The sequence below is a fragment of the Halomonas sp. AOP12-B1-6 genome (genome assembly GCF_052379225.1).
Lineage (GTDB): Bacteria > Pseudomonadota > Gammaproteobacteria > Pseudomonadales > Halomonadaceae > Vreelandella > Vreelandella casei.
The window spans coordinates 1,060,315-1,080,686 of the sequence record NZ_JBQSYK010000001.1 but is presented as its reverse complement, the minus strand read 5'-3'; the positions used below and the strand labels follow the sequence as shown (position 1 = coordinate 1,080,686).

Here is a 20,372-nt window from a genome sequence, read left to right as displayed (position 1 = left end):
CTTATTCTCTCATTCTTTATCAATGCTTATTTCGATCAGGCTTCTTACAGGTAGCGCCGATGAATCCTAATTATCTCGATTTTGAACAGCCCATTGCCGAACTTCAGGCAAAAATTGAAGAGCTGCGTTTAGTCAGCTCCGACAGTCAGGTAAATCTCTCGGATGAGATCTCTCGGCTGGAAGAAAAAAGTCGCAAACTGACGGAGTCGATCTTCAAGGATTTAACTCCCTGGCAGGTTTCTCAGCTATCGCGTCACCCGCAGCGTCCCTATACGCTCGACTATCTTGAGCATGTTTTTACTGACTTTGATGAGCTGCATGGCGATCGTAACTTCGCCGACGATGCCGCTCTTGTTGGTGGAGTTGCGCGGTTGAACGATGCGCCGGTAATGGTGATTGGCCATCAAAAAGGCCGTGACGTGAAAGAGAAGGTGCGCCGCAATTTCGGTATGCCGCGTCCGGAAGGTTATCGCAAAGCGTGCCGCCTGATGGAGATGGCCGAACGTTTCAAAATGCCGATTCTGACCTTTATCGATACGCCCGGCGCATACCCAGGCATTGATGCCGAAGAGCGCGGTCAGTCAGAAGCAATTGCCTACAATTTGGCCGTTATGTCTCGGTTGAAAACACCGATTATTTCTACCGTGGTGGGTGAGGGTGGCTCCGGTGGCGCGCTGGCTATTGGCGTTTGCGACGAGCTACAAATGCTGCAGTACTCGACTTACTCGGTGATCTCGCCGGAAGGCTGCGCCTCGATTCTATGGAAGAGCGCGACCAAAGCCTCTGACGCTGCTCAGGCCATGGGCATTACCGCCGAGCGTCTAAAAGAGCTTGGGTTTGTCGATTCATTGATTAAAGAACCGTTAGGCGGCTCGCATCGGCATCCTCTAACCACCGCTGAGCGCGTTAAAGAGGCGCTGTCTGCCAGCTTAGAGCGTTTGCAGTCGATGGACACCGAGGCGCTACTGGAACGCCGCTACAAGCGCTTAATGAGCTATGGCGCCCCAGCCGCTTAGCACACTGCAAAGCCTGCTTAACGACGCCCTGGCGGAAACCCCGCCGGGGCGCTCTGTTTGGGTGGCGCTATCCGGCGGTTTAGATTCGTGCCTACTGGTAACACTCGCCGCCATGGTAGGCAAGCAGGCTAATCGCTGCGTTCGCGCTGTTCATATCAATCACGGCCTTCAGGCGGCTGCCGAGACCTTTGAGGCGCATTCGCGGGCGCTGTGTGAACGCTTGAATGTGCCGCTGACAGTGGTCAATGTCACGGTGGCTGTGCAGGGGCAGGGTATCGAAGCCGCGGCGCGTAACGCTCGCTACGAAGCTTTTTACGCCACGCTAGCCTCTGGTGATGCGCTATGGCTTGCCCAGCACCAGGATGATCAGGCAGAAACGTTTCTGCTCGCTGCACTACGTGGCAGCGGGTTGCGTGGCCTGGTGGGCATGCCTTATCGGCGTGAATCTCAGGGCATTACGCTTGTGCGCCCCTGGCTGAGCGCACGTCGAGCCGAGTTGGACGCCGCAGCGCGTTCGTTAGCGCTAACGTGGTGTGAAGATCCTACCAATAGCGATATCAGCTTTGATCGTAATCGCCTGCGCCATCGCGTGCTGCCGGAGATCCAGGAGCGCTGGCCAGGAGCCGCGCGCGCGTTAGCGAATAGCGCGGCGCATGCGTATGAGGCGGATGCCGTGCTGGGCGAATATGTGGCAGCAGAGCTAGCGGGCCTTATGTCCAATGATGGTCAGGTGGATGTCGATGCGCTTAATCGATGCTCACGCCCGCGTCAGCGGCTGCTGGTGCGGGCGCTGTGCCAACAGCAAGGCTTGCCGCCGCCGCCGCAAAAACGCTTAGAAAGCCTGTTGGAGCAGCTTACAGCTAAGGCGAGTGCAGAAGTCTGCGTTGAGTGGCCGGGTGTTCAGGCGCGGCTATGGCGTCAGCGGCTCTACGTGATGACAAAGTTTGAATCGCTACCGCCATGGGACGTTTTCTGGGACGGTCAAACGCCGCTGGAAACGCCATTGGGGCGGTTAGGTTGGCAGGTGGCTTGCTCACAACGGCTGCGGGTAGCCTGGCGCAAGGGGGGCGAAGTGATTCAGTTGCCCGGGCGTGGTCGGCGCGATTTAAAGCGGTTGCTGCAAGAGGCATCCGTGCCGCCCTGGGAGCGCGAACGGCTAGTGGTGGTGATGCAGGCAGGGGCCTGTATTGGTGTGATTTCTCCTCCTGAGAGACTGCTCTGGCAGGCTGAAGGCGTCGAATTTACTCCTCAGCCTTTACCTGCTTAACCGCAAAGTTAAACCCCGCGGCTTGCATAAACGCCTGCTCCTGTTCGAGGTCGGTGCTCAGCAGGGTGGGTTCATCGCTTTCCGGCAGTGTAATCGTCAAACTGTCGCTATCGACGTTTATTAGCGGCAGCGCTGGCATCGCTTCAGGTCGAGAATGATTAAATAAAACCGCCAAGCGCAGCAGTCGGGCAAGCTTTTGAGCGCTTGCCTGCTGTGTTTCTGGCAGCGCCTGCCACTCTTTGAGCGGAAATTTGCGTCGATGGGCGCGCACTAGAAAGGCAAGCTGGCGCTGTTCCGGGCGTGAAAAGCCGGCCAGGTCCGAGTGTTCTAACAGGTAGGCCCCATGGCGGTGAAATTGGCTATGGGAAATCGCAAGGCCAATTTCATGCACATGGCTTGCCCACTGTAAGTGGCGTGCCTGGGCAGGGCCCAACGACCAGGCATGACGTACCTGATTAAATAAGCGCTCGGCGGTGTCGGCGACATTGGCTCCCTGGCGAGTATCTACATCGTAGATTCGCTTCAGCGATTCCAGGCTTTTCGAGCGTGAGTCTTCAGCACTATTGCGTCCCGCCATATCGTAGAGCACGCCTTCGCGCAGGGCGCCGTCCGCAAAACGCATTTGCGTGAGATCGAAGGCTTCAAAAATTGCGCCTAGAATGGCAACCCCTGCAGGAAAGACTTTAGCGCGATCAGCCTTTAGACCATCGAGTTCGACTTTATCCAGCTGCTTGCATTTCAGCAGGCGCTCGCGCAGTTTTTTTAACCCACTTCGCGTAATAACTCCTTCATGAGGCGTATCGCCGTAAGCATGCAGCACGCTAGCGGCAGCTTTGATCGTGCCGCTTGAGCCGACCGGGTCGTCCCAGCCTAAACGCTGATAAGGGCGCTGGATATTGGCGAGCTCTGAAAGGGCGGCAATTTCAGCACGGCGCATGCGTTTTTCGTTTAACTCGCCATCGGGGAAAAAGCGTCGAGAAAAGGTCACGCAGCCCATGCGTAGGCTTTCCAATGCTTTGGGTTCAAAGGCTTCGCCAATGATGAACTCGGTGGAGCCGCCGCCGATATCGACAATTAAGCGGCGGCCGTTTTCAGCCAGCGCGTGAGCAGCACCCAGGTAAATGAGGCGGGCTTCTTCGCGACCGGCAATAATCTCGATAGCGTGACCCAGCTGAGCTTCCGCGCGCTCAATGAAGGCTTGGCTGTTACGCGCGTCGCGCAGCGCGTTAGTGCCGACGATGCGTAAGTTGCCATAGGGAATGTCGCTTAGAAACGGCGCGAAGCGGCCCAGGCAGTCCAGCGCACGCTGTATGGCTGCTTCATTGAGCAGCCCATCATCATCTAAACCCGCTGCCAGCTGGACTTTTTCGCCCAGTCGGGCGACGACCTGTAGGCGCTCATGCTGATAGTTGGCCACCAAAAGATGGAAGCTATTGGAGCCCAGGTCAATCGCGGCAAAACGCTGCGGCGCAACGCTTTCTGTCTCCGCAGTGGCGGTAGTGGGTGTCGAAAGGTCCTGGGGCATACGCTATCCTTCTTATGATCTGTGCCAAGGTTGCGGTGAGCTTTATCCATTGTCAATTACCAAAGACTTGCGTTTGTCGCGATGCTTGACTACCATCGAGCTACTGGCTTGATATGACCTAGTTTGTTAGTGTGTCCACAAGCGCGGCGTTATGGTAATAAATCGTTTTACATTCGTCGTTCAAGTACGGCATCTTGGTCGCCCCAGACGCTACTCATGGTTTATCTCGTTAGCGTCAGCCAGATTTCCAAGTCGTCAGATAGCCCACTGGTTTCGCCACTCTCCTGTGCGAACCAGATTAAACAACCGTTAGCACCCTCGAGTTGAGCCTTAATCACACTAACCAATAGTGTCATTAACTGAGCCCAATCAAGTTCCTTTCATTTTCGAGCGCGTGTCTTTTCCGGGGTCTGAACGCATCACACGGCGTAACTGAAACGCCTCCTGTCTTATTCCCGGCGCCTAGCGCCCAGCTTCCATGAGCAATTTTCTAACACACCGATGAATCTTACTGAACTCAAGCAAAAAACCGTTCCCGAGCTCCTCGATATCGCCCGTGAAATGGGTATTGATAACTTGGCCCGTTCGCGCAAGCAGGACATCATTTTCGCCATCCTGAAAAAACACGCCAAAAGTGGCGAGGATATTTATGGCGATGGTGTGCTGGAAATTCTTCAGGATGGTTTTGGCTTCCTGCGTAGCGCTGACAGCTCCTATCTGGCCGGTCCAGATGATATTTACATTTCGCCTTCACAGATCCGTCGTTTCAATCTGCGCAAGGGCGATTCCATTTCAGGCAAAATCCGTCCGCCGAAGGAGGGTGAGCGCTATTTCGCCCTGCTGAAGGTCAGTCAAATCAACTTTGACCGTCCGGAAAACGCCAAGCACAAGATACTGTTTGAGAACTTAACACCCCTGTTCCCAGACGCTCGCATGCGTATGGAGATCGGTAACGGCTCCACGGAAGACCTTACCGCGCGGATCATTGATCTCACCGCGCCGATTGGTAAAGGCCAACGTGGCTTGCTGGTATCGCCGCCTAAAGCGGGTAAAACGCTGATGTTGCAAAACATCGCGACCTCTATCACGCGTAATAATCCAGAGTGTCATCTGATCGTACTGTTGATCGATGAGCGCCCTGAGGAAGTGACCGAAATGTCGCGCACCGTGCGTGGCGAAGTGGTTGCATCGACCTTCGATGAGCCGCCAGCGCGTCACGTACAGGTGGCGGAAATGGTCATCGAGAAAGCCAAGCGTTTGGTTGAGCACAAGAAAGATGTGGTCATCCTGCTTGACTCGATTACTCGCTTAGCGCGCGCTTACAACACCGTAGTGCCTAGCTCCGGCAAAGTACTGACCGGTGGTGTGGATGCCCACGCGCTTGAGAAGCCAAAGCGCTTCTTCGGTGCTGCGCGTAATATCGAAGAGGGCGGCAGCCTGACGATTATCGCCACTGCGCTGGTCGATACCGGCTCTAAGATGGACGAAGTCATCTTTGAAGAGTTCAAGGGTACCGGCAATATGGAAGCCCACCTGGACCGCAAGCTGGCCGAGCGTCGCGTATTCCCGGCGATCAATATCCGTCGCAGTGGCACTCGTCGTGAAGACTTGCTGGCCTCTGAGGATGAAATGCAGCGCATGTGGATTCTGCGTAAGCTTCTCAATCCGATGGAAGATACCGCCGCGACCGAGTTCCTGATTGATCGTCTGAAAGACACCAAGACCAATCTCGAATTCTTTGAAGCGATGAAGCGCCGCTAGCGTGTTGTTCATATCAGCGCTGCTAGCGTTGAGTAGGACAAACGCCGCCGCGCAGTAGCCAGCCAGGGAGCGTGCCTTGAAGTACAAAGACTTGCGTGAGTTCATCGCGGCGTTAGAAGCCCGTGGTGAACTCAAACGTATCCACGTCGAAGTCGATCCTTATCTGGAAATCACTGAAATTTGCGACCGCACGCTGCGTGCCGGTGGCCCGGCGCTGTTGTTTGAAAACGTCAAGGGCCACGACATGCCGCTGCTGGGCAACCTCTTTGGCACGCCCAAGCGGGTAGCGTTGGGAATGGGGCAGGACTCGGTAGAAGCGTTGCGAGAAGTCGGCAAGCTGCTGGCGTTTCTCAAAGAGCCCGACCCGCCTAAAGGCTTAAAAGATGCCTGGGACAAGCTGCCGATTTTCAAGCAAGTGCTCAGCATGGGGCCCAAAAACGTCAAGCGGGCGCCGGTGCAAGAAGTGGTTTATGAGGATGACGACGTCGACCTGGGTCTGCTACCAATCCAGCACTGCTGGCCTGGCGACGCAGGGCCGTTGGTCACCTGGCCGTTGGTGATTACCAAAGGGCCGCATAAAAAGCGCCAAAATCTTGGTATTTATCGTCAGCAGAAAATCGGTAAAAACCGCCTGATTATGCGCTGGCTATCCCATCGCGGCGGCGCTTTGGATTTCTTAGAGTTTCAAAAAGAACATCCCGGTGAGCCGTTTCCGGTGGCGGTGGCTTTGGGCGCTGATCCGGCAACGATTCTTGCCGCCGTTACGCCCGTGCCAGATTCTCTTTCGGAGTATGCCTTTGCAGGGCTGCTACGTGGTTCGCGTACTGAGCTAGTCAAGTGCGGCCATGCGGATCTTGATGTGCCGGCATCGAGCGAAATCATCCTCGAAGGCTTCATCTATCCCGACGACATGGCAGCGGAAGGTCCCTTTGGTGACCATACCGGTTACTACAATGAGGTCGATCACTTTCCTGTCTTTACCGTCACCCGTATGACCATGCGCCGTGACGCGATTTATCATTCAACCTACACCGGGCGTCCGCCTGACGAACCGGCGATCCTTGGGTTAGCGTTGAACGAAGTATTTGTGCCGATTCTATGTAAACAATTTCCAGAAATTGTCGACTTTTATCTGCCGCCAGAAGGCTGTTCGTACCGCATGGCGGTGGTCACTATGAAGAAGCAGTATCCTGGCCATGCCAAGCGCGTAATGATGGGGGTCTGGAGCTTTCTGCGGCAGTTCATGTACACCAAGTTTGTGATTGTGCTGGATGACGACGTTGATGCGCGCAACTGGGAAGACGTTATTTGGGCCATCACCACGCGAATGGATCCCGCACGCGATACCGTCTTGGTAGAGAATACGCCGATTGATTATCTCGATTTCGCCTCGCCGGTCTCAGGCCTTGGGTCGAAAATGGGGCTAGATGCCACCAATAAATGGCCGGGTGAAACAGACCGGGAGTGGGGCACCCCCATTGTGATGGACGAAGCCGTTAAAGCGCGGGTGGATGATCGCTGGGAAGCACTTGGGATTGGCCTTGATTTGCCGCCCTCTCGCCACGGCGGTTAAACGTGCCGCGTTATAGTTGACCGAAATAGTTGACCGAATTTGCAAAAAGAGGCTTTCATGAGTGCAAGGACGTTGACTTGCCAAGTTACCGAAGTTGAGAACTTGAATCCCGATGTGTTTGGCGTGACGCTCGAAGGGCGCGCCGAAGCTATGCAGCATGCACCGGGCCAGTATTTAGAGCTTAAGTTAGACGATACCACCTGGGTGCCGTTTTCGATTGCCAGCTTCGATCGCGGGGATGGCATTGTTGAACTACATATTCAGCATTGGCCGGAGCGAAACAATTCCGTGCGCCTACGAGAGCTGTTGAAGGTCGCGAACCAACTAACGCTGCGATTGCCGGGCGGTGAATGCGTGCTGGATCGTCAAAGCCAGCGGCCGCTTATGCTCATCGCCGCGGGTACCGGCTTTTCACAGATGAAAGCCATGGTTGAGGCGGTGCTGCACGAACAGCCCGATCGGCAAGTATCGCTATGGTGGGCCGCACGCGAACACCGTGATCTTTATCTAGAACAGCTGGCCAGCCACTGGGCGCAAACGTATCCCAACGTTTCATTCCATGCTGTCACCGAGCTTCCGTTAGAGGAGCCGCTAGCGGCAGGAGCGCGGATTAGCCATCAGCAGGGGCGTATTGATGATGCCCTGAAGGCCGCGGATATTGCCCCGCATGCGCATGATGTTTATTTATCAGGCTCGCCAGGCATGGTGTATGCCTGCCTGGACGTGCTTGAAAGTAAAGGCATGCCATTAGAGCGCGTGTTTTCAGACGTGTTCGCCTATGCGCCACGGGCTAGCTAATATCCCAAACATGATTTTTCTTAGGCCCGCTAAAGCTCTTTTCTAAGCCCTTTTTTAGCCCTGTTTGACTTGAAGGGCACCGCTTAGCTGCAAGCTTTTAACATATGAGTATTGCCATTTGAAACGCTTGCAGGCAGGATAAAGGCATTACGCCACTGCGGCAGCCCTTAGGGCGATCGGTCAGGGCTCACCATTACCAACGGAAAATCAGCATGCGACGACTCGCCACGCCATTCACAGTTAAGCCCCAGCCGATAATGGCTGATGGCTTGCGTGTGAGCGTGGAAAGCCTTCAGCCAGCGCGTAGCGCTGAGCTGGCTAACAGCATTGCATCTTATTGGTATTGGTTTAGCCACGGTGTGCCCTTGGCCGACGTCTAACGTCGCGCTACCAGGCACACCACTCGGTTGCCTGCCGCAAGCACAGAAGCCCCGGTCGGTAACCCCGCCGGGGCTTTTGGCGTTTTTGGACGTATCTATAGTGATCGTCATCATTATTTCATTAAGGAGCGGCACCATGATTTATCGCGTACTGACTAACGCTTTTGCTATTGGCTTTGTGGGCTATTGCTATGGCTGGCGATTTAGTGGCGCGCGATCGGTGCTAGCTGCCACCTCCGATCGTGTTCGCCTGGGTGGTCACTTAGTCAATCGATGTACGATTACGGAGAGTTAATCATGAATGCGCCCATCAGTTCTGCTGTCAATAGCCCTGCAAGATCAAGTCATTCAAACCATAGCCCTTCAGAACATAGTCCTTCAAAACATAGTCCTTCAAAACATAGTCCTTCAGAACATAGCCCTAACGGCGATACGGCCTTCACCGCGCCGTCCGAAAGGCTGCCTACTCCCGATGCGCTTCGTCAGCGTGTTCCGCTTAATGACTCGCTACGTGAGCAGATTTCGCGCCAGCGTCACGCCGTGCAGCAAATTTTAAGCGGTCAGGATGATCGCCTGCTGGTCGTCGTAGGCCCCTGCTCGGTGCATGACCCCAAAGCGACGCTAGAGTACGCCGATCGTTTGGCCGCACTCAGCGAGCAAGTGGGCGAGCATATTTTGCCGGTGATGCGCGTTTATATCGAAAAGCCACGCACTACGGTGGGTTGGAAGGGGCTAGCCTACGATCCTGATTTGGATGGCAGTGGCGATATGGGGCGTGGCTTAGCACTTTCCCGTGAGCTGATGCATGCGGTTGCAGCACGCGGCTTGCCGGTGGCTACCGAGCTTTTGCAGCCAATGCTGGCACCTTATCTGGACGATTTGCTGAGCTGGGTGGCGATTGGCGCACGCACAACAGAGTCGCAGCTGCACCGCGAGCTAGCCAGTGATTTAGCCGCCGCGGTGGGGTTTAAAAATGCCACCAGCGGCGATGTACAGGTGGCGATTGATGCCATGGAGGCAGCGGCGCATCCACATCAGCGCTTCGCGGTTGATTCTCAGGGTCACCCTATTGTCCAGCAGGCGGCAGGCAATCCGCATACTCACGTCGTATTACGTGGTGGCCACGGTGAACCCAATTACCAGGCGCATCACGTGCGTGCGGCTATTGCCGCGTTGCGTAACGCTGGGCAAAATCCACGGCTGATGGTGGATTGCAGCCACGCCAATGCGCGTAAAGACCATCGTCGCCAGAGTGAGGTTATGCTGGATGTGCTGGCTCAGCGCCAGTCAGGCGAGGCCAACCTAGTCGCACTAATGCTAGAAAGCCATCTGTTTGAAGGCAAACAGCCATTAAAGCCCGGCGCAATGCGCTACGGCGTGTCGGTCACAGATGCTTGCATGGGCTGGGAAACCACCGAACATCTGCTCAAAACGGCCGCGGAGCGTTTAGCTTAGCGCAAGTGCTTGTTTGCCCTGGCCAGCCCCGTATCATAAGAGCGTTTCCAAAGATAACGAGGCTGGCTATGGTATTTAACCTAGAACATCACGACCCTGAGGCCTACCGTCGCAAAGCTCGTATGATTAGCTTTGCCATGGCGGGGCAGCTGATTATTTTTGGTCTATTATTTTCAATGCTGCTGACCTCTACCTTTGGCAGCAGCCTGTGGCTCAACGTCTTAGGCGTTGTGCTTGGATTACTAGCAACCAGCGCACTATTTGCCGTGCTGCGTGAGCGCCCGTGGATGGCAGAGGTGCGCTATGTTTGGCAGCTTAAGCATCACCTGTCACAAGTCAGCGGCTATCTTGCTCCGCTGCGGCGTGAACTCGAAGAGAACAATCGCACTGCGCTGGACCTACTGACTTTTTATCATCAGGGCATGGCGCAGTTAGCCGAGCTTAATGGGCGTACCGCCAATAGTGATCCAGAGCGTCTCGCCGAAAAAAGCCAGCTTAAAATAAAGCGCGAAGAGCAGGGGTTATCACCACGAGTAGAAAGTGTCGATACTCAAGACCTGCAAGCGTTCAAACGCGGGTAGGCACAACGCAAGCCATAGAATCCGTCATACAGGGAACCCATCACAGTGAATCCAGTACAATGAACATGCTAACAACACGCGTATGGGCGTCGGTCGTGACAGGGCTGATGGTCGCCTTAACGGGCTGTGCAGCAACGCCTTCAGCCGAAACGGCCGTTGCTAACCAGGCAACGCTGGAAAACCGGGCACCGTTTCTACCCTCGGCGCTTTTTCCCGGCTCTGCGCAGCAGTTTGAAGCGTGGCACTGCATGCCCGCTCAGCAGCACCTCGTCACCGCGACCAATGACAGCGACCTGCGCCTTTGGTCACTGCATGGTGCTTGGCGATTGCCCCAGGCGATTGTGGCCAGCGGCGCTCGCTATCAGGATGGTGAAATTAGCTTCTGGAATCGCGGTGACCAGGCACGCGTGGAAACGCCGCGGGGCCAGCTGCAGTGCTCGATTGCTGAGCAGCGTGATGCCTTAACTCGTGCAGAGCAGCCCGGCGTCATGTTCTTTGGCCAGGGCAATGAGCCAGGATGGTCGATTGCGTTAGCCCACGACACGCCGACGCTAATGATCGAGCTCAATTATGGTGAGGATAAAATCCAACTGCCCTACATGGTCAGCGTGATGGATAACGAGGCCGGCCGAGTGGTGATTGAAAATGGCGATGTCGAGCCCTTCTTTCGCGTTCGCATTGAGGCGGGGGCCTGCTTCGATGACATGAGCGGCAAGCCTTTCCCCGCCCGAGTCACGCTGACCTATGGTGGCGAGCAGTACAGTGGCTGCGGCCAGGGTATCGCTCCATAAGCCCTGCCCAATGCTCAGGCATTAACTTAACAGCGATAAGCCGTGGGCTCCGCTCGCCATGCATCCGCCACAAATTCGTTAGCGCATAGAGCGGAAGGGTTGCCGGTGGCGCGAGCGGCGAGGCGTAACAGCGTTTGCATAGGCAGTTCACGCGTATTTTCTAGCTGCTCGGTTACCGCCATGGGTGTCCAGCCGCCATCCTCTAAGGTTGCGAGTGTAAAGCTAAACGGGTGAAAGCCTGGAAAGCCGAGCCTGACATCGGTGGCAATCAGCGTCTCTTTACCGTCCAGCAAGCGTGTCTCGTAGCGTAAGAATGGGCCGGCAAACCATTCTAAACGCTGGCCCTGCTGGCTAGCGAGAGCGGCCTGTTCTAACTCAGCGTTTCGACGTAGCGGCTCAAGATGTGGTGAATGCTGGCCATCAAACAGACTGACCAAACTTTCATAGTAGCGATCGCCGTCCACCAGCGTTACGCGCCATAGCGCGATACTGAACGGCGCTGGTTGGATAAGTAAGGGCGCATCTTCCAGGCCTTGTGCCGCTAGCACCGGCGCTAAACGATGCTCCACCGCGGTTTTGGCGCCTATCGCCATGATGAGGTAAACGCTGGAGATGGCTAATCCCCAGGTGCAGGCTTTAGCTATCCGCCTTGAAGCCAAGCCGATGCCGAGGGCAATCAGCAGGGGCAGCGTGTAGAACGGATCGATAATAAAAACAATGGGCAGCGCGGCTGGGGGGAGGTCGAGAGGCCATAATAGCTGGGTGCCGTAAGTGGTCAGCGAATCTAACAATGGGTGAGTGGTCAGCCCCAGAGTAAAAAGCCACCACCAGCGTTGAAAGGAGATATCGCGGGCAGGGGCAAAGCGTGTGCACAGCAGTGCCATTAGCGTGGCTAATCCGGTAAGCACAAACAGCGAATGGCTAAAGCCGCGATGCTCGGTGACATTGGCCACAGCATCGCCATAATCCAACACCACGTCCAGGTCCGGTAAGGTGCCGAGCACTGCGCCAATGAGTAATGCTTTGCCGCCAAGGCGGCGTCCTAGCACAGCACCGCCAATGGCAGCACCCAGCGCGGCTTGAGTGACTGAATCCACAGGTTTCTCCGTCGGGTAAACCCAGTTAAGATAAACGTTATGGTGTCATTGTACAGCGTTGCAATGTTTTGGTCTTGTTGTCACGCTTTTGTAAAGCATGGCTAAGATGAATTATTCACAGGAGTCGTTATGCAATATCTTCATACCATGGCGCGGGTTAGCGATTTAGACGCATCACTACATTTTTACTGCGACTTGTTGGGCCTCAAGGAAGTGCGTCGCAAAGAAAATGAGCAAGGCCGTTTCACGCTGATTTTCCTAGCGGCGCCAGCGGACGAGCAGCGTTCAGAGCGGCTGACCGCGCCTGAGCTAGAGCTGACCTACAACTGGGACCCAGAAGAGTATTCAGGTGGGCGCAATTTCGGCCATTTAGCCTATCGTGTCGATGACATTTACGCGCTTTGCCAATACCTGCAGGATAACGGCGTCACTATCAACCGTCCGCCGCGCGACGGCTATATGGCGTTTGTTAAATCGCCGGATGGTATTTCGGTAGAGCTGCTGCAGAAAGGCGATGCGTTAGCACCGCAAGAACCCTGGGCTTCTATGGAAAATAGCGGTAGCTGGTAATCCATTCGCGGGTCATCTATCTGCTGATCGTCGTTAAGCTTAATCGCTAAAGAGGGAAAGGATCATCATGACCATGAAAGGTTGGCGTTTATTGCCGCTGCTTGCTTCGGCCGCACTGTTGTTAAGTGCCTGTAGCAGCACCCCAGGGCCGAGCTCTGCAGGGGGAGGCCAAATGAGCGGCTCTTCGCTCTCAGGCCCTATCGTTGAGCAGCGCTGGAATCTATTGCTGGTTGGCACTGACGAGCGGCTGTCCATGTCGGAAACGCCCTATTTCCAGATTGCAAAGGACGGCAAGGTCAGCGGTTATGATGGCTGCAACCGCTTTACCGGTGAAGTGACGCTTGGCGATAGCCAGCGCATAGCGTTTAGCGAATTAGCGACAACCCGCATGGCGTGCCCCCAAATGGCCGATGCAAAGCGGGTAACGGATATGATGGAAACGGCCTACCGTTATTTAATTGATCATGATCGGCTGGTCTTTTTTGGTCCGGACAGCCGAGTGCTCGGCGGCTGGCGCGAAGGCAAGTAGGCTGTTCTGAGCACTACTTATTAGGCGGATTGAAGCGTGCGATAAAGCGCGCATCGATCCGCTTTTTCCATTTCCAAACCCATCGGCCTGAGATGCCAGCGTGACCATAGCTGGCAATGGCCCGGCCATCGCCGGTGCCAATCAGTGCCAGGACGCGCTTCGGCGCCTGCCAGTCCGTCAGCGGCTCGTCGTGGCAAGCGCGGCGAAGGTTCTCTGCTAGATGAGGCCCCATGCGCACCGCGTAAACGCCGGCGTTAGGCAGTGCTGGCGTTAGCGCGGCACAGTCACCGGCGGCAAAAATCCCCGGCTGATCGCTGGCTTCTAGCGTGTTGTTTACCCGAATAAAGTTATATTTATCCAGCGGTAATGCCGACTCTGCTAGCCAGCGATGGCCAACGGCGCCGGTTGCCCATAGCACGATATCTGCGCGAATCAGCATGTTGCAGTGCGTTAAAACGCCGCCGTCAACCAGCGCGGCTCCGCGTATTTGCGTGTGCACACTAATGCCCGCGCGTGATAGCGCACGCTGAGTTAGGCCGCGAGGCAGGCGTCCCGCGCCGGGCAACAGTCGATCAGATGCGCTGAGCAGATGCCCCTGCCAGTCAATATCTGCACGCTGGTGGCGTAGCTGCGCCATCACGCTCATCAGCGTTTCGCAGCCTGCCGCACCGCCGCCAATGCCGACAACGCGTTGAACGCCGCCGCTGGGCAGGTGCTGAACATGCGCCTGTAAGGCTTGCCAGCGCTCATGTAGCGAGCTTAACGGGCGCATCGCCATCAGCTTGGGCAGCCGTTCGCCATGCTGCTGAGGTGGAACGAGGGTGGAGCCGATGTTGAACGAGGCAATGTCAAAATCAATCCGGTCGCTATTTGCCAGCGTTACGTAACGCGATAGCGTGTCGATGTGGCGAACGGAAGAAAGCAGCAGCCGTGCATTGGCGCGCTGGCACAGTGCCGCCACGTCGATCTGAGTCTCACGCAGCGTACATTCACCTGCTAGCCATGTCGGCACGCTACCCGAGTAAGCTGCTAAAGCACTGTCGCTGACAACGGTAATGGCAATGTTTGGATCTGGCCGCTTTGCAAACGCTTCCAGCACAAAGGCATGGGCATGGCCTGCACCGATCAGCAGCAGCTGCTTCATTTTGCGTCACCGCGCCGCCAGTTGAAGTAGCGTTTCAATAGCGCCAGCACCCGCTCGGGCTTATGCGCATTTTTCCATACGCCTGCCGTTGCCTTGGCCGCCTCACCTAACGTGGGGTAGGGATGAATAGTGCCCAACAGCTTGTTAAGCCCCAGGCCATGCTTCATGGCGAGGGTAAACTCACCCAGCCACTCGCCAGCATTTTCAGCCACAATCGTCGCGCCGAGAATTTTATCTTTACCGGGTGCGGTGAGTACCTTGATAAAGCCTTGAGTGGCACCTTCGGCAATGGCGCGGTCGCTCTCGCTCATCGCATAGCGAGTCACTTCAAATGCAATACCCTTTGCTTCAGCTTCTTTCTCATTCAGCCCTACTCTGGCCACCTCAGGCTGAACGTAGGTGACGGCGGGCATAACACGGTAGTCCACCGCAAAGCTCTTGAATTCACCAAACAGTGCGTTGACCGCTGCGTGCCATGCTTGATGTGACGCAGCGTGGGTGAGCTGATAAGGCCCGGCTAAATCACCGCAGGCCCAGATATTAGGAAGCCGCGTTTGCAGCCGCTCGTTAAGCTCCAGCGTGCCCGCTTGAGTGGTAGTGATACCCAGCGCTTCTAGCCCCAAGCCCTCAAGGTTGGCTTGGCGTCCGGCACTCACTAATAGATAGTCAAAGGCGAGCAGCGTGCGTTCGCCTTGATGCTCAACGGCCAACTGGTAGCCAGCGGCATCACTTATCACTTCGAATGCCTTGGTATGGGACATCACCGTGACGCCTTCTCCAGCCAAGGTGTTTTCAATCAGTTCACCAACGTCATGGTCTTCACGCCCCAGCAGCTGGGCAGCTTCTTCTACCAGCGTGACGTGGCTGCCCAGGCGAGCAAAACTCTGGCTCAGCTCGCAGCCAATGGCACCACCCCCCAGTACAACTAGGCGCTTGGGTAGCTCCGTGAGCGACCAAAGGTTTTCTGAGGTTAAAACGGGGGCGCCCTCAATGCCCGGCAGGGCTGGAATACGTGGCCGTGCCCCGGTGGCCAACACGATATGGCGGGCAGTCAGCGTTTTATCGCCGACCTGGACTTCCCACGGCGAGATGAGCGTGGCGTGATTTTCATGCACTTCCACGCCTAAGCTGCTGTAGCGCTCTACGCTGTCGTGGGGTTCGATATCACGAATTGCCTGATGAACGTGCCCCATCACCTTGGAAAAATCGATCTCTGGTTCGCTGGCGCTGACGCCAAAGCGTGACGCGGTGCGAATCTCATGGGCTGCGCGGGCGGCGCGTATCAGCGCTTTAGACGGTACGCAGCCGGTATTCAGACAATCGCCACCCATCTTATTTTTTTCCACTAGAGCCACTTTGGCGTTCACGGCGCTAGCGATGTAGCTGGTGACCAGCCCCGCTGAGCCTGCGCCAATCACCACAATGTCATAATCAAAGCGCTGGGGGCGGGTGAAGCCCTGGTAGGCCTTGCGTTGCTGCACTAATAGCACGATGCGCCGGGCAATCCAGGGGAAAATCGCCAGCAGCGCAAACGAGGCTAACAGCGTCGGGGAAACGATGCCGCCCAGGCTCTCAAGCTCACCCAGCTGGCCACCGGCATTGACGAAAACCGCCGTGCCCGGCAGCATCGCAAGCTGGCTCACCCAGTAAAACGTCACGGTTTTAATCCGCGTTAGCCCCATGACCAGGTTGATCATGAAAAATGGAAACACCGGCACAAGGCGTAGCATAAAAAGATAAAAAGCGCCGTCGCGCTCAACGCCGCGGTTTACCGCTTCAAACTGGCGCGGAAAGCGTTTTTCAATCGGTTGGCGAAATAAAAACCGTGAGAGTACGAAAGCTAACGTCGCACCCAGCGTGCTGGCAAACGAGATAATGAGCAGCCCCCAGCCCAAACCAAACAGCGCACCGCCAAGCAGTGTGAGCAGCGTGGCACCCGGTAGCGAAAGGGCGGTCATCACCACGTAGACGGCAAAAAAGAGTCCCGCCACCTGCCATGGATTTTGATTAAACGCCGCTTGAAAGTCGCTTTGGTACGCCTTAAGGGTTTCTAGCGTGAACCACTGGTGGGCACCGCTCAGAAAAAACACGCCAATGGCAATGACCAGTAGCACGGCAAGAATCAAACGTTGTCGGGTCACGATAAGCTCCAGGGGCAGGGGGCGGGAGTAAGCATGCTGTGTTTAACTGCTTTTATATTGCGTTTAACTGCTTTTATATAAAGAGGGAGATTCACTCAGTTAGAACAGAATCTGTTTCCTTACACGGAAAGCGCTAACGCTTTCCAGCGCTGCCAATCTTCTGGACGGTCTACATCCCAGATGGTTGCCGGATAAGCGGCCTGCAGCCCCATCGCCTGAATACGCTGCTGGGTGGTTTTCAGCACGGTGTGGGTTCCCCAGGGGATGTCGGTAAAGAGTGCAGGGTAATCTTGCTGGGTGCCGACAAAACCGTAGCCGCCGTCTTCCGCGGGTAAAATGACCACATCGTAGCGGGCGAGCTGCTGTGCACAGGTGGTAATCAGCGCACTGGTAATACTGGGGCAATCACTGCCCATCAGCATGGCGGGCCCCGGCGTACTGTTGAGAGCCTGGCGAACCCGAGTGCCTAGATCGCCGTCCGGCTGAGGGCGTAACGCCAAGCCGTATTGATTGTGCAACTCAATAAATAGCGGGTGGGTGTGGTCAAGCGCCGTCCATAGCGTAATCTGCTCAGCGGGCAGTGCCCCGCAGGCGTTGGCAACACAGTGGCGCACCAGTTCAGCGTGTGCATTGGCCGCACCGCTTTCTCCCAGCAATGGTGCCAAGCGCGTTTTTGCCTGCCCAGCAAGCGGCGCTTTGGCCAGCAGGTGCAAATGAGGCAGCGGTTTGCGCTGAATAGGCATCTTAGCGGGCATCGCGATATTCCTTGGCAAGCTGAGTGGCGCTAACGCCGCGCCAGTAGCGATAGCGCAGCCGCCACATCAGGCAGATGGTTTTCAACGCGCCGTGCTGATCCCAGCGTCTGCCTGAGCTTATCACTTTTGCCGTTAGGCAGGCGGGAGGCGATGCGCGAGTGAGCCGCTTACACAGCTCAATATCTTCCATCAGCGGCTGCTCGGCAAAGCCGCCCATGGCTTGGAACGTGCTGGTGCGTACAAAGATGCCTTGATCGCCGGTCGCGATGCCGGTGAGCCGCGAGCGCTTATTCATCATCCAACTCACCACGGGTAGCCAGCCACTGTGGCCGTTAAGCTGAATATCAAAGCGGCCCCAGGCATGGGTTGTTAGCGCTTGGGCTATCTGCTCCATGGCGCCCTCGGGCAAGCGAGTATCAGCATGCAGAAACAATAGCGTAGGTGCACTCGCCTGCTGTGCGCCCACGTTCATTTGCGTCGCCCGGCCGGCCGGGCTGTTGAGTAAATGGTCTGCCAGCGGCCTGGCGATATGAACGCTGTCATCGCTGCTCCCGCCATCAACTACGATGACCTCGATTTGCTGAGCAGCGTTCGGTGTGCGCAGTGGTTCCAACGCATTCTTAATGCTGGCGGCTTCGTTCAGCACCGGCATTATGATGCTGAGCCGAGGCAGTTGTTTAGCCAAGCTCAATGACCGGCCCTCCTGCAGCGTCGGCATCAGCGCGGTCGTGGGTAACCAGCAGTGTAGGCAGGCCAGCCTCGCGCAGCTGGCCAAATACCAGCGAGCGCGTCTCCTGACGTAGTGCCGTATCCAATTTTGAAAACGGCTCATCCAACAGTACTGCCTGCGGCTTCGAAAGCAGCAGGCGCATTAAGGCTACCCGTGCTTTCTGGCCACCGGAAAGGGTGGCGGGATCGCGCTTTTCAAAGCCTGCCAGGCCTACCTGTTCAAGGGCATGCGAGATTTGCCGGTGTTTATCGTTACTCTGACGAGGTAGCCCAAAGCGTAGGTTGCCGCCGACGCTCAGGTGTGGAAACAGCAGTGGATCTTGAAACAGTAGCCCGATACCACGCTTCTCGGCGGGCAGTGTGTCCAGGCGCTGTTCATCCAGGTAGAGCTGGCCCAAGGCAGTGAAGGCGGGTGACAAAAAGCCCGCCAGATAAGCCAGCAGGGTGGACTTGCCCGAGCCGGAAGGGCCCATCACGGTCAATACGTCGCCCGGTGGTATCACACGGTCGATAGCGAGCAGCATCTCGCTCTCTAGCGAGATAGTCAGTTGCTTGATGTGAAGCCTGGGATTGGCGTTCATACCACTCCTTGCATAGTGCGCCGTTTCGCCCACACCCATCGCGGGATCAATAAAGCGAGGCTAAAACCGATAAAGGGCAGCAGCGCTTGCAGTAAGGCAAGCACCGCGATGAGGCGCCGATTGCCCCCAGAAGCCATGGCTACCGCTTCGGTAGTAATCGTAGGAATACGCCCGCCGCCCAGCAACAGCGTGGGTAAATACTGGCTGATACTGACCGCTAAGCTGACCGCGCAGGCAGTGAGCAACGGGGCCAATAGCAGCGGCAGGCGCACCTGCCAGAACGCACGCCATGGCCCTACTCCAAGGGAATGAGCGACCTGTACCCAGCGCGGGTCAAGACGCCGATACGCTTCAGAGAGCGATAAGTAAAGATAAGGCGCCACAAACAGTAAATGCGCCACAATCACTAATGCTAACTGGGGGCGAATACGCATACTCTCCGCCGCGACGACTAAGCCAAATAGAAAGGCGACCTGGGGAACGATAAGCGGTAGATACAGCAGCCACTGGGAGCGGCTAACCGGCAAGTGGTGACGCACAGCGTTCTCAAGCGTTGCCACGACCAGTACGCCAGCAATGAGCGTTGAGGCAAGCCCCACGCTTAGCGTATTCATCAGTGGTGTTATCACACTCGGCAAAATGCGTTGCCAGTGATCCAGCGTGAAAGTGCCAGGGAAAGCATCAGGAAAGCGCCAAAAACCGGCGAGCGAAAATACGACCAACCCTCCTATCGCGCTGATGACCAGCAGCGTTGTCGTTGTTAACAACATACGGCCGCTAATGGCGATAGTTGTAGAGCCAGCTTTCCTGGCACCATTTACTAGCCAGTAATGGCTGAACCGCCTGATGCACTGTTCGCCCAGCCACCAGGTTAATAGCGCCGCCAGAGTGACCCCAAGCTGCAATACCGCCCCTGCAGAGGCCATATAGCGTCGATCCAAATTCGGATCATTGAACCAGCTAAGAATCGACACGCTAAGGGTTGGCGGCAGTGTGGGGCCGAGAATGAGCGCCATATCGACAACCGACGTGGCATAGGCGATCACTGCATACACCGGCAGCCGAATCAGCGGGTAAAGTGAGGGCAGCACGGTTTTTAACCAGGCAATCGTGGGCGTATAGCCCAGAGAGCGCGCCATCATTAAGCGCTTTTCTGTGCCTAGCTGGGGGAGGGCTGCAAGGCACATCAAGAGTAAAAAAGGCACTTCTTTAAGCATCAGCCCGGCCATCAATGAGAGCCCCCAAGGATCATTGACGATCAACACATCCGGTGGGCGTTCCCAGCCGGTCAACCCAGGCGATATCCATCGTACAAACAGCCCGGAAGGAGCGATAAGAAACGCTAAACCAAACGCCACTGCCGCATGAGGAATCGCTAGTAGCGGCGAGACCAGTCGTCGAATGCTGCGGTCTAACCAAGTGCCACGGTTGGCCGCCAGGAACAGTACCACAACGCTAAGCGCTACCAGGGTGGTGATCAGCCCACTCACATAGCTCAGCAGTATTGAGCGGTGAAGCCCTGGGTACGCCCAAAGAGCCCGCCAGGCATCAAAGTGAAAGGTTTCACCGCCCAGTACCGGCAAATAGCCAAACGCCGGAAGGATGATCATCGCAAGGCCCGCCGCTAACGGCACCACCAGCGCGCTTATCAATACCCAGGGCGCCAGAAAAAGCATGGC

General features: G+C 56.2%; 20 protein-coding genes. 12 read left to right on the top strand and 8 right to left on the bottom strand.

All coding sequences use genetic code 11. From position 1 onward, the window contains the following. Positions 1-59 precede the first annotated feature (59 nt). Both accA and tilS read left to right on the top strand, forming a co-directional pair. Entirely contained in the window at positions 60-1,016 is a 957-nt protein-coding gene (accA, locus tag ACT3TR_RS04830; RefSeq protein WP_096282163.1) for an acetyl-CoA carboxylase carboxyl transferase subunit alpha, read from the top strand. Beyond that, a complete protein-coding gene (gene tilS, locus ACT3TR_RS04825; RefSeq protein ID WP_096282162.1) occupies positions 997-2,283 on the top strand; it encodes a tRNA lysidine(34) synthetase TilS in 1,287 nt (428 codons plus the stop codon). The genes accA and tilS overlap by 20 nt, the downstream gene beginning before the upstream one ends. On the opposite strand, the gene ppx is transcribed toward tilS, so the two are convergent. After that, a complete protein-coding gene (ppx, locus tag ACT3TR_RS04820) occupies positions 2,258-3,808 on the bottom strand; it encodes an exopolyphosphatase (protein ID WP_096282161.1) in 1,551 nt (516 codons plus the stop codon). The genes tilS and ppx overlap by 26 nt on opposite strands. Positions 3,809-4,309: 501 nt before the next feature. Here ppx and rho point away from each other — a divergent pair. From rho to ACT3TR_RS04780, 8 genes are all read left to right on the top strand, one after another. Continuing rightward, complete coding sequence (gene rho, locus ACT3TR_RS04815) at positions 4,310-5,569, top strand: transcription termination factor Rho (protein ID WP_444624429.1); 1,260 nt, start codon at positions 4,310-4,312, stop codon at positions 5,567-5,569. A gap of 76 nt (positions 5,570-5,645) precedes the next feature. Beyond that, entirely contained in the window at positions 5,646-7,142 is a 1,497-nt protein-coding gene (gene ubiD, locus ACT3TR_RS04810; protein ID WP_441683971.1) for a 4-hydroxy-3-polyprenylbenzoate decarboxylase, read from the top strand. Between the two features lie 57 nt (positions 7,143-7,199). Continuing rightward, the gene (locus ACT3TR_RS04805) at positions 7,200-7,940 is read left to right on the top strand and encodes an FAD-binding oxidoreductase (protein ID WP_441683969.1); all 741 of its coding nucleotides are present in this window, start codon (positions 7,200-7,202) and stop codon (positions 7,938-7,940) included. A 212-nt stretch (positions 7,941-8,152) separates the two neighbouring features. Beyond that, positions 8,153-8,320, top strand: a complete 168-nt coding sequence (locus tag ACT3TR_RS04800) for a hypothetical protein (protein WP_441683967.1) — start codon at positions 8,153-8,155, stop codon at positions 8,318-8,320. A 136-nt stretch (positions 8,321-8,456) separates the two neighbouring features. Continuing rightward, positions 8,457-8,615: a hypothetical protein gene (locus ACT3TR_RS04795; RefSeq protein WP_441683965.1), complete on the top strand. Its 159-nt coding sequence runs from the start codon at positions 8,457-8,459 to the stop codon at positions 8,613-8,615. Positions 8,616-8,617: 2 nt separating this feature from the next. Next, positions 8,618-9,775, top strand: coding sequence for a 3-deoxy-7-phosphoheptulonate synthase (locus ACT3TR_RS04790; protein WP_444624430.1), 1,158 nt, complete (start codon positions 8,618-8,620; stop codon positions 9,773-9,775). A gap of 68 nt (positions 9,776-9,843) precedes the next feature. Beyond that, positions 9,844-10,356 carry a DUF3087 family protein gene (locus ACT3TR_RS04785; protein WP_096282157.1) on the top strand — a complete coding sequence of 171 codons (513 nt, stop codon included), beginning with the start codon at positions 9,844-9,846 and terminating at the stop codon, positions 10,354-10,356. Between the two features lie 59 nt (positions 10,357-10,415). After that, complete coding sequence (locus ACT3TR_RS04780; RefSeq protein WP_096282156.1) at positions 10,416-11,147, top strand: MliC family protein; 732 nt, start codon at positions 10,416-10,418, stop codon at positions 11,145-11,147. A gap of 26 nt (positions 11,148-11,173) precedes the next feature. Here ACT3TR_RS04780 and ACT3TR_RS04775 read toward each other — a convergent pair whose 3' ends face one another. After that, complete coding sequence (locus ACT3TR_RS04775; RefSeq protein ID WP_096282155.1) at positions 11,174-12,244, bottom strand: metal-dependent hydrolase; 1,071 nt, start codon at positions 12,242-12,244, stop codon at positions 11,174-11,176. A 129-nt stretch (positions 12,245-12,373) separates the two neighbouring features. Between ACT3TR_RS04775 and ACT3TR_RS04770 the strand changes: the two genes are divergently transcribed. Together ACT3TR_RS04770 and ACT3TR_RS04765 are read left to right on the top strand one after the other, a co-directional pair. Next, positions 12,374-12,814, top strand: a complete 441-nt coding sequence (locus ACT3TR_RS04770; protein WP_096282154.1) for a VOC family protein — start codon at positions 12,374-12,376, stop codon at positions 12,812-12,814. Between the two features lie 67 nt (positions 12,815-12,881). Further along, positions 12,882-13,343 carry an META domain-containing protein gene (locus tag ACT3TR_RS04765; protein WP_096282153.1) on the top strand — a complete coding sequence of 154 codons (462 nt, stop codon included), beginning with the start codon at positions 12,882-12,884 and terminating at the stop codon, positions 13,341-13,343. A 13-nt stretch (positions 13,344-13,356) separates the two neighbouring features. On the opposite strand, the gene ACT3TR_RS04760 is transcribed toward ACT3TR_RS04765, so the two are convergent. The 6 genes from ACT3TR_RS04760 to ACT3TR_RS04735 all read right to left on the bottom strand — a co-directional run bounded on the left by ACT3TR_RS04760 (position 13,357) and on the right by ACT3TR_RS04735 (position 20,369). After that, positions 13,357-14,487 carry an FAD-dependent oxidoreductase gene (locus tag ACT3TR_RS04760; protein ID WP_096282152.1) on the bottom strand — a complete coding sequence of 377 codons (1,131 nt, stop codon included), beginning with the start codon at positions 14,485-14,487 and terminating at the stop codon, positions 13,357-13,359. Next, positions 14,484-16,628 carry an FAD-dependent oxidoreductase gene (locus tag ACT3TR_RS04755; protein ID WP_096282151.1) on the bottom strand — a complete coding sequence of 715 codons (2,145 nt, stop codon included), beginning with the start codon at positions 16,626-16,628 and terminating at the stop codon, positions 14,484-14,486. Before ACT3TR_RS04755 ends, ACT3TR_RS04760 begins: the two co-directional genes overlap by 4 nt. Before the next feature lie 119 nt (positions 16,629-16,747). Further along, complete coding sequence (locus ACT3TR_RS04750) at positions 16,748-17,383, bottom strand: TIGR04282 family arsenosugar biosynthesis glycosyltransferase (RefSeq protein ID WP_096282150.1); 636 nt, start codon at positions 17,381-17,383, stop codon at positions 16,748-16,750. Then, positions 17,373-18,035, bottom strand: a complete 663-nt coding sequence (locus tag ACT3TR_RS04745; protein WP_407647781.1) for a TIGR04283 family arsenosugar biosynthesis glycosyltransferase — start codon at positions 18,033-18,035, stop codon at positions 17,373-17,375. The genes ACT3TR_RS04750 and ACT3TR_RS04745 overlap by 11 nt, the downstream gene beginning before the upstream one ends. 25 nt (positions 18,036-18,060) lie before the next feature. After that, the gene (locus ACT3TR_RS04740; protein ID WP_096282148.1) at positions 18,061-18,693 is read right to left on the bottom strand and encodes an ATP-binding cassette domain-containing protein; all 633 of its coding nucleotides are present in this window, start codon (positions 18,691-18,693) and stop codon (positions 18,061-18,063) included. Next, positions 18,690-20,369 (bottom strand): ABC transporter permease, encoded by a 1,680-nt coding sequence (locus tag ACT3TR_RS04735; protein WP_096282147.1) that lies wholly within the window; start codon positions 20,367-20,369, stop codon positions 18,690-18,692. Before ACT3TR_RS04735 ends, ACT3TR_RS04740 begins: the two co-directional genes overlap by 4 nt. Positions 20,370-20,372: the final 3 nt, after the last annotated feature.

What these genes read in the sequence shown, in the direction of transcription:
- accA (WP_096282163.1), top strand. Translation starts at nt 60, where the DNA reads ATGAATCCTAATTATCTCGATTTTGAACAGCCCATTGCCGAACTTCAG.
- tilS (WP_096282162.1), top strand. Translation starts at nt 997, where the DNA reads ATGGCGCCCCAGCCGCTTAGCACACTGCAAAGCCTGCTTAACGACGCC.
- ppx (WP_096282161.1), bottom strand. Translation starts at nt 3,808, where the DNA reads ATGCCCCAGGACCTTTCGACACCCACTACCGCCACTGCGGAGACAGAA.
- rho (WP_444624429.1), top strand. Translation starts at nt 4,310, where the DNA reads ATGAATCTTACTGAACTCAAGCAAAAAACCGTTCCCGAGCTCCTCGAT.
- ACT3TR_RS04805 (WP_441683969.1), top strand. Translation starts at nt 7,200, where the DNA reads ATGAGTGCAAGGACGTTGACTTGCCAAGTTACCGAAGTTGAGAACTTG.
- ACT3TR_RS04800 (WP_441683967.1), top strand. Translation starts at nt 8,153, where the DNA reads ATGCGACGACTCGCCACGCCATTCACAGTTAAGCCCCAGCCGATAATG.
- ACT3TR_RS04795 (WP_441683965.1), top strand. Translation starts at nt 8,457, where the DNA reads ATGATTTATCGCGTACTGACTAACGCTTTTGCTATTGGCTTTGTGGGC.
- ACT3TR_RS04790 (WP_444624430.1), top strand. Translation starts at nt 8,618, where the DNA reads ATGAATGCGCCCATCAGTTCTGCTGTCAATAGCCCTGCAAGATCAAGT.
- ACT3TR_RS04785 (WP_096282157.1), top strand. Translation starts at nt 9,844, where the DNA reads ATGGTATTTAACCTAGAACATCACGACCCTGAGGCCTACCGTCGCAAA.
- ACT3TR_RS04780 (WP_096282156.1), top strand. Translation starts at nt 10,416, where the DNA reads ATGAACATGCTAACAACACGCGTATGGGCGTCGGTCGTGACAGGGCTG.
- ACT3TR_RS04770 (WP_096282154.1), top strand. Translation starts at nt 12,374, where the DNA reads ATGCAATATCTTCATACCATGGCGCGGGTTAGCGATTTAGACGCATCA.
- ACT3TR_RS04765 (WP_096282153.1), top strand. Translation starts at nt 12,882, where the DNA reads ATGACCATGAAAGGTTGGCGTTTATTGCCGCTGCTTGCTTCGGCCGCA.
- ACT3TR_RS04760 (WP_096282152.1), bottom strand. Translation starts at nt 14,487, where the DNA reads ATGAAGCAGCTGCTGCTGATCGGTGCAGGCCATGCCCATGCCTTTGTG.
- ACT3TR_RS04750 (WP_096282150.1), bottom strand. Translation starts at nt 17,383, where the DNA reads ATGCCCGCTAAGATGCCTATTCAGCGCAAACCGCTGCCTCATTTGCAC.
- ACT3TR_RS04745 (WP_407647781.1), bottom strand. Translation starts at nt 18,035, where the DNA reads ATGCCGGTGCTGAACGAAGCCGCCAGCATTAAGAATGCGTTGGAACCA.
- ACT3TR_RS04740 (WP_096282148.1), bottom strand. Translation starts at nt 18,693, where the DNA reads ATGAACGCCAATCCCAGGCTTCACATCAAGCAACTGACTATCTCGCTA.
- ACT3TR_RS04735 (WP_096282147.1), bottom strand. Translation starts at nt 20,369, where the DNA reads ATGCTTTTTCTGGCGCCCTGGGTATTGATAAGCGCGCTGGTGGTGCCG.